The sequence below is a fragment of the Kitasatospora sp. NPDC036993 genome, assembly GCF_055607525.1.
In genome coordinates this window covers 1-12524 of record NZ_JBVJRP010000037.1, presented here as the reverse complement: position 1 = coordinate 12524, position 12524 = coordinate 1, and the positions used below count along the sequence as shown (strand labels likewise).

General features: G+C 72.2%; 2 protein-coding genes. Both read right to left on the bottom strand.

The annotated features are described in order from the left end of the window. The coding region (locus ACZ7C5_RS37645) for an SDR family NAD(P)-dependent oxidoreductase (RefSeq protein ID WP_470324428.1) at positions 1–9608 on the bottom strand (9608 nt) is incomplete at its 3' end. Between the two features lie 67 nt (positions 9609–9675). Further along, positions 9676–12524, bottom strand: a 2849-nt coding sequence (locus ACZ7C5_RS37640) for a type I polyketide synthase (RefSeq protein ID WP_470324427.1), incomplete at its 5' end; no start/stop codon positions are given.

Genomic DNA, 12524 nt, shown 5'->3' with positions numbered 1-12524 from the left:
TTGTGGGCGGCGTCCACCTTCGGACGCAGCACCGCCTCCAACCGCTCCGGAGTGAGGGCGTCGATGACGCCGTCGTCCAGGACACCGGCCGTGTGGATGACCCCGGTGAGCGGGTGCTCGGCCGGGACGGCCGAGATCAGCTTCTCCAGGGCGTCACGGTCCGCGGCATCACACGCGGCGATCTCCACCGCGACGGCACCCAAGCCCATCAGCTCATCCGCCAACTCCTGCGCACCCTCGGCGGCCAGGCCACGACGACTGGTCAGAACCAGGTGACGGACACCGTGCTCGACGACCAGATGACGGGCGACGAGCGAACCCAGCGCACCCGTACCACCGGTGACCAGCACCGTGCCGCCCTCGTCCAGCTCGAACCCGCCCTCGGCAACCGGCGTCCTGGTCAGACGCGGCACCACGATCTCGCCACCGCGCACCGCCGCCTCCGGCTCGTCCGAGCCGAGGACCGACCAGAGCAGCTCCGAGGTCACCGACTCGTCGGCGTCCAGGAGCACGAAGCGCTCCGGGTTCTCCGCCTGGGCGGAGCGGACCAGGCCCCAGAGCGGGGCGCCGGCCAGGTCATCGGTCAGCGCGCCGCGAGTGACCCAGACCAGGCGGGAGTCCGCGAAACGCTCCTCCGCCAACCAGGCCTGCACCAGCGCCAGCGCCTCCTGAGCCGCGCGGTGAGCGGCGCCCACCACGTCCTCGCCCTCGAACGGCGCCACCGGCACGAACAGCACCTTCGGCACGGACACGGCCGCAGCCGCCTCCGTCAGACCGGCGTAGGCGGTGCCACCGGCGAAGACGTCCTCCGCCGCACCCAGTACCGCCCACGTGGCGACCTCGGCCGTCGGCAGCACCGGCGCTGTCCACTCCAGCTGGAACATCGCCTCGTGGAACGCCCGCTGTGCGGAGGCCAGTTGGCCCGCGTCCACCGGGCGCAGCATCAGCGAGCCGATGGTGGCGACGGGGGCGCCGGTCTCGTCGGCGGCGACGATGGACACCGCGTCGGTGCCGGCCGGGGCCAGCTTGACGCGCAGCACCGAGGCGCCGGTGGCGTGGAGGGAGACACCGTTCCAGGAGAACGGCAGGTGCGCGCTGTCCTGTTCGGTGACGAAGCCGCCCAGGGCGATGCCGTGCAGCGCGGCGTCCAGCAGCGCCGGGTGGACACCGAAGCCGTCGACCGACGTGTCCTCGGGCAGCGCGATCTCCGCGTACACCGCGCCCTCGGCACGCCAGGCAGCGTGCAGGCCCTGGAACACCGGACCGTACGCCAGGCCGGTGGCGGCCAGGCCCTCGTACAGGTCCTCGATGCCGACGGGCTGGGCGTCCTTCGGAGGCCACACCGACAGGCCCTCCGGCGCCACGGGCGCGGCATCGGACAACAGACCCGACGCGTGCCGAACCCACGGCTCATCGCTCTCGGCGCCGTCCGGACGGGAGTAGACCGCCACCGGACGCAGACCGTCGGTGCCCGCCGCCTCCACCGACACGCGCAGGGCGATACCGCCCTGCTCCGGCAGAACAAGCGGGGCCTGGAGCATCAGCTCCTCGACCTGACCGAAGCCCACCTGGTCACCGGCGTGAATCGCCAGCTCCAACAAACCGGTGCCCGGCACCAACACCGAACCCGACACCGCGTGATCAGCAAGCCACGCGTGCGACTGAAGGGACAGGCGACCCGTCAGCAGGACACCATCCGACTCCGGCAGAGCGATCGCCGCACCGAGCAGTGCGTGCCCCGTCGCGGCCTGGCCCAGACCTGCGGCGTCGCCGGCGCTGGACGAAGTCGCCTTGAGCCAGAAGTGCTCGTGCTGGAAGGCGTAGGTCGGCAGGTCGGTGCGGCGCGCGCCGCGACCGGCGAAGACGGCCTCCCAGTCGAGTGCCACACCCTGGGTGTGGAGACCGGTGACGGCCTGGGTGAAGGACAGTGCCTCCGGGCGGTCCTTGCGCAGGACCGGGGCGAAGTGGCCCTCGGTGATCTCCTGGGCAAGGGCCGACAGGGTGCCGTCGGGGCCCAGCTCCAGGAACGTGGTCACGCCCTGAGCGGCGAGGTAGGCGATGCCGTCGGCGAAGCGCACAGCCTGACGGACGTGGCGCACCCAGTACTCGGGCGAGGTCAGCTCGGTGGCGAGTTCGCCCGTGACATTGGAGACGACGGCGAACTTCGGCTCCGAGTAGGTGAGTTCGGACGCCACGACGCGGAACTCGGACAGCATGGGCTCCATGTGCGGCGAGTGGAACGCGTGGCTCACCCGCAGCTGACGACCCCGACGACCCTGCTCCTTCCAGTGCTCCAACACCTCCAGGACAGCGGCCTCGTCACCCGAAACAACCACCGACGTCGGCCCGTTGACCGCCGCCACGGCGATCTCCGACTCCCGGCCCGCCAACAGCGGCAACACCTCGGCCTCGGTCGCCTCGATGGCGGCCATCGCACCACCCGTGGGCAGGGCCTGCATCAGCCGGCCCCGCGCCTCGACCAACTTCGCCGCGTCATCCAGGGAAAGGACCCCGGCGACGTGCGCGGCCGCGATCTCACCGACCGAGTGGCCGACCAGGAAGTCGGGCTTCAGACCCCACGACTCCACCAGGCGGAACAACGCCACCTCGACGGCGAACAGCGCCGCCTGCGTGTAAGCCGTCTGGTCCAGCAGCTCCGAAGCCTCGAACACCACGTCCCTCAACGGGAATTCAAAGCGGGCACACACCTCATCGAAGGCGGCGGCAAAGATCGGGAACGCCTCGTACAGCTCACGCCCCATCCCCGCCCGCTGGCTCCCCTGCCCGGTGAACAGAAACGCGAGCTTGCCACGGCCCACCGAAGCGCCGGACACTTCACCACTCGCCAGACCTGCCAGCCCGGCCAGCAGCTCCTCCCGGCTCGAACCCGACACCACCGCACGGTGGTCGAAGCGCGCCCGCGACACCGCCAACGAGAAGCCGACATCCACCGGCGACAGCTCCGGCCGCTCCCCCACGAACGCCGCCAGCCGTCCGGCCTGGTCCCGCAGCGCCGCCTCCGACTTGCCCGACACCACCCAGGAAACAGGGGCATCGACGGTGGCCTCCGCCACCTCGACCGGCGCGCTGTCCGGAGCCTGCTCCAGGATCACGTGCGCGTTGGTCCCGCTGATGCCGAAGGACGACACCGCCGCACGGCGCGGACGACCAAGCTCCGGCCAGTCCCGCGCCTCCGTGAGCAGCTCGACCGCGCCCGCCGACCAGTCGACGTGCGGGGTCGGCTCGTCCACGTAGAGCGTCTGCGGGAGGACGCCCTCCTGGAGTGCCAGCACCATCTTGATGATGCCCGCGACGCCGGCCGCCGCCTGGGTGTGGCCGAGGTTGGACTTGATCGACCCGAGCCAGAGCGGCTCGCCCTCCTCGCGGCCCTGCCCGTACGTGGCCAGCAGCGCCTGCGCCTCGATCGGGTCACCCAGTCGGGTCCCCGTCCCGTGCGCCTCGACCACGTCCACGTCCCCCGTGGACAGGCCGGCGCCCAGCAGCGCCTGCCGGATCACCCGCTGCTGCGAGGGACCGTTCGGCGCGGTCAGACCGTTCGACGCACCGTCCTGGTTGACGGCCGAACCACGCACCACCGCAAGCACCTTGTGCCCGTTGCGCCGCGCGTCGGACAGCCGCTCCACGAGCAGCATGCCGACACCCTCCGACCAGCCGGTGCCGTCGGCCGCGCCCGCGAAGGGCTTGCAGCGGCCGTTCAGCGCCAGACCGCGCTGGAGGGCGAAGCTGGAGAAGGTGTCGGGGTTCGGCATCACCGTCACACCACCGGCGAGCGCCAGCGTGCACTCGCCGTTGCGCAGCGCCTGCGCGGCCAGGTGCAGGGTGACGAGCGAGGAGGAGCAGGCCGTGTCGACCGTCACCGCCGGGCCCTCGAAACCGAAGGTGTACGAGACTCGCCCGGACACCACGCTGCTGGAGCCGCCCGTACCGAGGAAGCCCTCGATCCCCTCCGGAACCTCCGTGACCCGCGCCGCGTAGTTGTGGTACATCACACCGGCGAACACGCCGGTCCGGCTGCCGCGCACGGAAGCCGGGTCGATGCCCGCCCGCTCGAAGGCCTCCCACGACGCCTCCAGCAGCAGCCGCTGCTGCGGGTCCATGGCGAGCGCCTCGCGCGGCGAGATCCCGAAGAAGGTCGGGTCGAACTCGGCCGCCTGCTGGAGGAAACCGCCCTCCAGGACGTAGTCGTCCTCGGGGTGCTCCGGATCCGGGATGAGGATCCGCTCCAGGTCCCAGCCGCGGTCGGTCGGGAACGGCACGATGCCGTCGCCGCCCGCCAGCAGGAACTGCCACAGCCCCTCGGGCGTGGTCACACCGCCCGGGTAGCGGCAGGCCATGCCGACGATCACGATCGGATCGTCGTCCGCGGCCGTCGCGGTCCGCGCACCGACCTCGACCACCGCATGGGCGCCGGTGACCTCGGCCACGACGAAGTCCGCGACGGCCACCGCGTTCGGGTGGTCGAACACCAGCGTCGCCGGCAGCCGCAGACCCGTCGCCGCACCGAGCTGGTTGCGGAACTCCACGGCGGTGAGCGAGTCGAAGCCCATCTCCTTGAACGCCCGCTCCGGCTCCACCACATCGGCGTTCGGGAAGCCCAGCACCGCCGCGACCCGCGCCCTGACCAGCGCGAGGGCGAAGGCACGCCGCTCGTCGGGGGCACCCAGAGCAAGCAACTGCTGCGCCCACTCGCCGCGGGCCGCCGAGGCCGCCCCGGCCGCGGCGCGGCGGGCGGGGGTGCGGACCAGGGCCCGCAGCAGCGGCGGGACACCGGCCGTCGCTGCCTGCCGGCGGACGCCGGCCAGGTCCAGGCGGACGGGCACGAGCAGTGCCTGTCCTGAGGTCCAGGCGGCATCGAGCAGAGCGAGGCCCTCGGTGTCCGTCAGGCCGTCGTGGCGACGGCGGTCGGCCTCGGTGAGACCACCCGCCATGCCACCGCTCTGCTCCCACGCGCCCCAGGCCAGCGACGTCGCCGGCAGACCCAGCGCGTGGCGGTGAGCAGCCAGAGCATCCAGGAAGGTGTTCGCCGCCGCGTAGTTCGCCTGACCCGGGTTACCGAGCACACCGGCCGCGGAGGAGAACAGAACGAATGCCCTGAGGTCCAGCTCGCGGGTCAGCTCGTGCAAGTTGTGGGCGGCGTCCACCTTCGGACGCAGCACCGCCTCCAACCGCTCCGGAGTGAGGGCGTCGATGACGCCGTCGTCCAGGACACCGGCCGTGTGAACAACCGCGGTGAGCGGGTGCTCGGCCGGGACGGTGGCCAGGAGGGCGGCGAGCGCCTCACGGTCGGCGGCGTCGCAGGCCGCGATCTCGACCGAGGCGGCTCCCAACTCGACCAGCTTGTCGGCCAGTTCCTGCGCGCCCTCGGCGGCCAGGCCACGACGGCTGGTCAGGATGAGGCGGCGGACACCGTGCTCCGTCACCAGGTGACGGGCGACGAGGGAGCCGAGCGCGCCCGTACCGCCGGTGACCAGCACCGTGCCGCCCTCGGCGAGAACGACCTCGCCCTCGGCAACCGGCGTCCTGGTCAGACGCGGCACCACGAACTTGTCGCCGCGCAGCACCGCCTCCGGCTCACCGGACAGTGCCACCGCCGCCAGCCGCTCCCAGGCCGGGACGCCGTCCTCGGCGTCCAGGAGCACGAACCGCTCCGGGTTCTCCGCCTGAGCGGAACGCACCAGACCCCAGACGGGCGCGTTGACGAGATCCTCGGCCAGCGCACCGCGCGTCACGAACACCAGGCGGGAATCAGCGAAACGCTCCTCCCCCAGCCAGCCCTGCACCAACGCCAGCGCCTCCAGCGCCGACCGGTGAGCAGCACCCACCACGTCATCGCCCTCGAACGGCGCCACCGGCACGAACACCAGCTCCGGCACCGAACCGGCCGCAGCCAGCTCCGCCAGACCCGCACCCGACTCCAGCACACTCCACGAAGCCTCAACCGACTCCGGAACCGCAAGCTCCGACCACTCCAGCTGGAACAACGCCTCATGGAACGCCCGCCGCGCAGAAGCCAGTTGGCCCGCATCCACCGGGCGCAGCATCAGCGAACCGATGGTGGCGACGGGGGCGCCGGTCTCGTCGGCGGCGACGATGGACACCGCGTCGGTGCCGGCCGGGGCCAGCTTGACGCGCAGCACCGAGGCGCCGGTGGCGTGGAGGGAGACACCGTTCCAGGAGAACGGGAGGTGCGCGCTGTCCTGTTCGGTGACGAAGCCGCCCAGGGCGATGCCGTGCAGCGCGGCGTCCAGCAGCGCCGGGTGGACACCGAAGCCGTCGACCGACGTGTCCTCGGGCAGCACGATCTCCGCGTACACCGCGCCCTCGGCACGCCAGGCAGCGCGCAGGCCCTGGAACACCGGACCGTACGCCAGGCCGGTGGCGGCCAGGCCCTCGTACAGGTCCTCGATGCCGACGGGCTGGGCGTCCTTCGGAGGCCACACCGACAGGCCCTCCGGCGCCACGGGCGCGGCATCGGACAACAGACCCGACGCGTGCCGAACCCACGGCTCATCGCTCTCGGCGCCGTCCGGGCGGGAGTAGACCGCCACCGGACGCAGACCGTCCGCGCCGGCCGCCTCCACCGACACGCGCAGGGCGATACCGCCCTGCTCCGGCAGGACGAGCGGGGCCTGGAGCATCAGCTCCTCGACCTGACCGAAGCCCACCTGGTCACCGGCGTGAATCGCCAGCTCCAACAGACCCGTACCCGGCACCAGGACCGAACCCGACACCGCGTGATCAGCAAGCCACGCGTGCGACTGAAGGGACAGGCGACCTGCCAGGAGGACGCCATCCGACTCCGGCAGAGCGATCGCCGCACCGAGCAACGGGTGAACGGTCTTCCCGAGGCCGAGGCTGACGGCGTCACCCGCAACGTTGGGCAGGTCCAGCCAGTAGTTCTCGTGCTGGAAGGCGTAGGTCGGCAGGTCGATGCGGCGCGCGCCGCGACCGGCGAACACCGCGTCCCAGTCCAGTTCGGCGCCACGGGCGTGGAGACCGGTGACGGCCTGGGTGAAGGACAGCGCCTCCGGGCGGTCCTTGCGCAGAACGGGAGCGAAGTGGCCGTCCGTGATCTCCTGCGCCAGAGCCGACAGGGTGCCGTCCGGACCCAGCTCCAGGAACCTCGTGACACCCTGAGCGGCGAGGTAGGCGATGCCGTCGGCGAAGCGAACAGCCTGACGGACGTGCCGCACCCAGTACTCGGGCGAGGTCAGCTCGGTCGCCGACTCGCCGGTGACGTTGGAGACCACGGCGAACTTCGGCTCGGAGTAGGTGAGTTCGGACGCGACCGCGCGGAACTCGGCCAGCATGGGCTCCATCCGCGGCGAGTGGAACGCGTGGCTCACCCGCAGCTGACGGCCCTTACGACCCTCGCTCTTCCAGTGCTCCAACACCTCCAGCACTGCGGCCTCGTCACCCGAAACCACCACCGACGTCGGCCCGTTGACCGCCGCGACGGCGATCTCCGACTCCCGGCCCGCCAGCAGGGGCAGGATCTCGGCCTCGGTCGCCTCGATGGCGGCCATCGCACCACCCGTGGGCAGGGCCTGCATCAGCCGGCCTCGCGCCTCGACCAGCTTCGCCGCGTCATCCAGGGAAAGGACCCCGGCGACGTGCGCGGCCGCGATCTCACCGACCGAGTGGCCGACCAGGAAGTCGGGCTTCAGGCCCCACGACTCCACCAGGCGGAACAGCGCCACCTCGACGGCGAACAGCGCCGCCTGCGTGTACGCCGTCTGGTCCAGCAGCTCCGAAGCCTCGAACACCACCTCCCTCAACGGGAATTCGAACCTGGCACACATCTCATCGAAGGCGGCGGCAAAGGTCGGGAACGCCGCGTACAGCTCCCGCCCCATGCCGGTCCGCTGGCTGCCCTGCCCGGTGAACAGGAACGCGAGCTTGCCACGGCCCACCGAAGCGCCGGACGCCTCACCACTCGCCAGACCTGCCAGCCCGGCCAGCAGCTCCTCCCGGCTCGCACCCGACACCACCGCACGGTGGTCGAACCGCGCCCGCGACACCGCCAACGAGTACCCGACATCCGAGAGCGACAGCTCCGGCCGCTCCCCCACGAACGCCGCCAGCCGTCCGGCCTGGTCCCGCAGCGCCGCCTCCGACTTGCCCGACACCACCCACGCGACCGGAGCGTCGACAGTGACCGCGACGGCCTCCGCCGGCTCCTCCTCGGGGGCCTGCTCCAGGATCACGTGCGCGTTGGTCCCGCTGATGCCGAACGACGACACCGCCGCACGGCGCGGACGACCAAGCTCCGGCCAGTCACGGCCCTCGGTCAGCAGCTCGACCGCGCCCGCCGACCAGTCGACCTTGGTCGACGGCCGGTCCACGTGCAGGGTCTGCGGCATGACGCCCTCGCGCAGCGCCATCACCATCTTGATGATGCCGCCCGCGCCGGCCGCCGCCTGGGTGTGGCCGACGTTGGACTTGAACGAGCCGATCCACAGCGGCTCGCCACCCTCGCGGCCCTGCCCGTACGTGGCCAGCAGCGCCTGCGCCTCGATCGGGTCACCGAGCGTGGTGCCGGTACCGTGTGCCTCCAGCAGGTCCACGTCGCCCGAGGTCAGGCCCGCGTTGGTCAGGGCCTGCCGGATCACCCGCTGCTGCGACGGACCGTTGGGCGCGGTCAGGCCGCTGCTCGCACCGTCCTGGTTCACCGCCGAACCCCGCACCACCGCAAGCACCTTGTGCCCGTTGCGCCGCGCGTCGGACAGCCGCTCCAGCAGGAGCATTCCGACGCCCTCGGAGAAGCCGGTGCCGTCGGCCGCGTCCGCGAACGCCTTGCAGCGGCCGTCGAGGGCGAGGCCCCGCTGTCGCGTGAACTCCAGGTAGGTGCCGGGCGTGGCCATGACGGTCGCGCCGCCCGCGAGGGCGAGCGTGCAGTCGCCGTTGCGCAGGGCCTGCGCGGCCAGGTGCAGGGTGACCAGGGAGGAGGAGCAGGCCGTGTCGACCGTCACCGCCGGGCCTTCGAGGCCCAGGGTGTAGGAGACGCGGCCGGACGCCACGCTGCCGGAGCCGCCGGTGCCGAGGAAGCCCTCGATCCCCTCGGGGAGGCCTTCCTGCGCGGGGGACGGCGTGTAGTCGGTGTTGTTCATCAGGCCCGCGAACACGCCGGTCTTGCTGCCGCGCACCGACTCCGGGTCGATGCCGGCCCGCTCGAAGGCCTCCCACGACGCCTCCAGCAGCAGCCGCTGCTGCGGGTCCATGGCGAGCGCCTCGCGCGGCGAGATCCGGAAGAAGTACGGGTCGAACTCCCCCGCGCTGTGCAGGAATCCGCCCTGCGGAACGCGTGTCCCGCCGGGGCCGTCCTCGTCCTCGCCCTCCTCGAAGGTCAGGGCCGCCAGGTCCCAGCCGCGCTCGGCGGGGACCTCGCTGATGCCGTCGGCGCCGTCGGCCACCAGCCGCCACAGCCCCTCGGGCGTGGTCACGCCGCCCGGGTAGCGGCAGGCCATGCCGATGATCGCGATGGGCTCGCGGTCCTTGTCCTCCGCCTCGCGCAGACGGCGGCGGGTCTCGCGCAGGTCGGCCGTCGCCCGCTTGAGGTAGTCGACCAACTTCTCTTCGTTCGACACTGGGGTCACTCCACTGTGAGGGCTACGGCAGGGGCTGCGGCGGGCGTGGGTACGGGCGGCTGCGGGCTCACTGGCCGAGCTCGTTGTCGAGGAGGTCGAACAGCTCGTCCGCGGTCACCGACTCCAGGGAGTCGGCCTCGTCCGTGCCGTCCGCCTCGGCCTGGGCTCCGGTCCACCGCGACATCACGGCCCGCAGTCGGGCGGTGATTCCGGAGCGCTCGTCGGTACCGGTGTCGGAACCGCCCGCGATCGCCGCGAGCAGCGACTCCAGCTTGTCGAGTTCCGAGTGGACGGACTGGGCCGCCGTCTCGTCCGTCGCCGTGCCGAGCTCCGCCGCCAGGTAGTCGGCCACACCGGCCGGGGCCGGGTAGTCGAAGATCAGCGTCGCCGGGAGGCGCAGTCCGGTCGCCTTGCCGAGCCCGTTGCGCAGCTCGATGGCGGTGAGCGAGTCGACACCCAGCTCCAGGAAGCCGCGCTTCGGGTCGATGTCGTCCGCTCCCGCGAAGCCGAGGACGGCCGCGGTGTGGGACCGGACGAGGTCGAGCAGCAGGGCCCGCCGCTCCTCCGGCTCCAGGCCGGCCAGGCGCTCCGCGAGGGCCTCCGTGCCCGCCGTCCCCGTCTGCTCCCCGGCCGCGGCGCGGCGGGCGGGGGTGCGGACCAGGGCCCGCAGCAGCGGCGGGACACCGGCCGTCGCGGCCTGCCGGCGGACGCCGGCCAGGTCCAGGCGGACGGGCACGAGCAGTGCCTGTCCTGAGGTCCAGGCGGCATCGAGCAAAGCGAGGCCCTCGGTGTCCGTCAGGCCGTCGTGGCGACGGCGGTCGGCCTCGGTGAGACCACCCGCCATACCGCCGCTCTGCTCCCACGCGCCCCAGGCCAGCGACGTCGCCGGCAGACCCAGCGCGTGGCGGTGGGCAGCCAGAGCATCCAGGAAGGTGTTCGCCGCCGCGTAGTTCGCCTGACCCGGGTTACCCAGCACACCGGCCGCGGAGGAGAACAGAACGAATGCCCTGAGGTCCAGGTCGCGGGTCAGCTCGTGCAGGTTGTGGGCGGCGTCCACCTTCGGACGCAGCACCGCCTCCAACCGCTCCGGAGTGAGCGAGTCGACCACGCCGTCGTCCAGCACACCGGCGGTGTGAACAACCGCGGTGAGCGGGTGCTCGGCCGGGACGGCCGAGATCAGCTTCTCCAGGGCGTCACGGTCCGCGGCATCACACGCGGCGATCTCCACCGCGACGGCACCCAAGCCCATCAGCTCATCCGCCAACTCCTGCGCACCCTCGGCGGCCAGGCCACGACGACTGGTCAGAACCAGGTGACGGACACCGTGCTCGGCGACCAGATGACGGGCGACCAGCGAACCCAGCGCACCCGTACCACCGGTGACCAGCACCGTGCCGCCCTCGGCAAGAACGATCTCACCCTCGGCGACCGGCGTCCTGGTCAGACGCGGCACCACGACTCCGTCGCCGCGCAGCACCGCCTCCGGCTCACCGGACAGTGCCACCGCCGCCAGCCGCTCCCAGGCCGGCACCCCGTCCTCGACGTCCAGGAGCACGAACCGCTCCGGGTTCTCCGCCTGAGCGGAACGCACCAGACCCCAGACGGGCGCGTTGACGAGATCATCGGCCAGCGCACCGCGCGTCACGAACACCAGGCGGGAATCAGCGAAACGCTCCTCCCCCAGCCAGCCCTGCACCAACGCCAGCGCCTCCAGCGCCGACCGGTGAGCAGCACCCACCACGTCATCGCCCTCGAACGGCGCCACCGGCACGAACACCAGCTCCGGCACCGAACCGGCCGCAGCCAGCTCCGCCAGACCCGCACCCGACTCCAGCACACTCCACGAAGCCTCAACCGACTCCGGAACCGCAAGCTCCGACCACTCCAGCTGGAACAACGCCTCATGGAACGCCCGCCGCGCAGAAGCCAGTTGGCCCGCATCCACCGGGCGCAGCATCAGCGAACCGACAGCCGCGACCGGAGCACCCGAGGAGTCGGCCACCGACAGCGTCACCGCGTCCGTGCCCGCCGACGACACCTTCACTCGCAGGACGGACGCGCCCGTGGCGTACAGCGAGACCCCGTTCCACGAGAACGGCAGCCGCGCGCCCTCCGACTCCGCCAGGAAGTCGCCCAGCGCGATGCCGTGCAGCGCGGCATCCAGCAGCGCCGGGTGAAGGCCGAAGCCGTCGACCGACGTGTCCTCGGGCAGCACGATCTCCGCGAAGACGGCATCCTCGGCACGCCAGGCGGCCCGCAGGCCCTGGAACACCGGACCGTACGCCAGGCCAGTGGCGGCGAGGTCCTCGTACAGGTCCTCGACGTCCACGGACTCGGCGTCCTTCGGAGGCCACACCGACAGGTCGAACGCCGGCTCAGTGGCACCGGCCGCCAGGAAGCCGACCGCGTGCCGCGTCCACGGCTCCGTTGCCGTCGCGTCGTCCGGGCGGGAGTAGACCGCCACCGGACGGGAACCGTCGGCGTCGACCGCCTCCACGGACACCCGCAGGGCGACTCCGCCCTGCTCGGGCAGAACGAGCGGGGCCTGGATGGTCAGTTCCTCGACCCGGCCGCAGCCGACCTGGTCACCGGCGTGGATCGCCAGCTCCAGCAGACCCGTACCCGGCACCAGGACCGAACCCGACACCGCGTGATCAGCAAGCCACGGGTGCGTCTGGACGGACACCCGGCCCGTCAGCAGCACGCCGTCCGAGTCCGGCAGAGCGATCGCCGCGCCCAGCAGCGGGTGCCCCGTCACGGCCTGGCCCAGCCGGCTCGCGTCGCCCGGGGCGGAGGACGTGGCCTTGAGCCAGAAGTGCTCGTGCTGGAAGGCGTAGGTCGGCAGGTCGGTGCGGCGCGCGCCGCGACCGGCGAAGACGGCCTCCCAGTCGAGTGCCACACCCTGGGTGTGGAGAC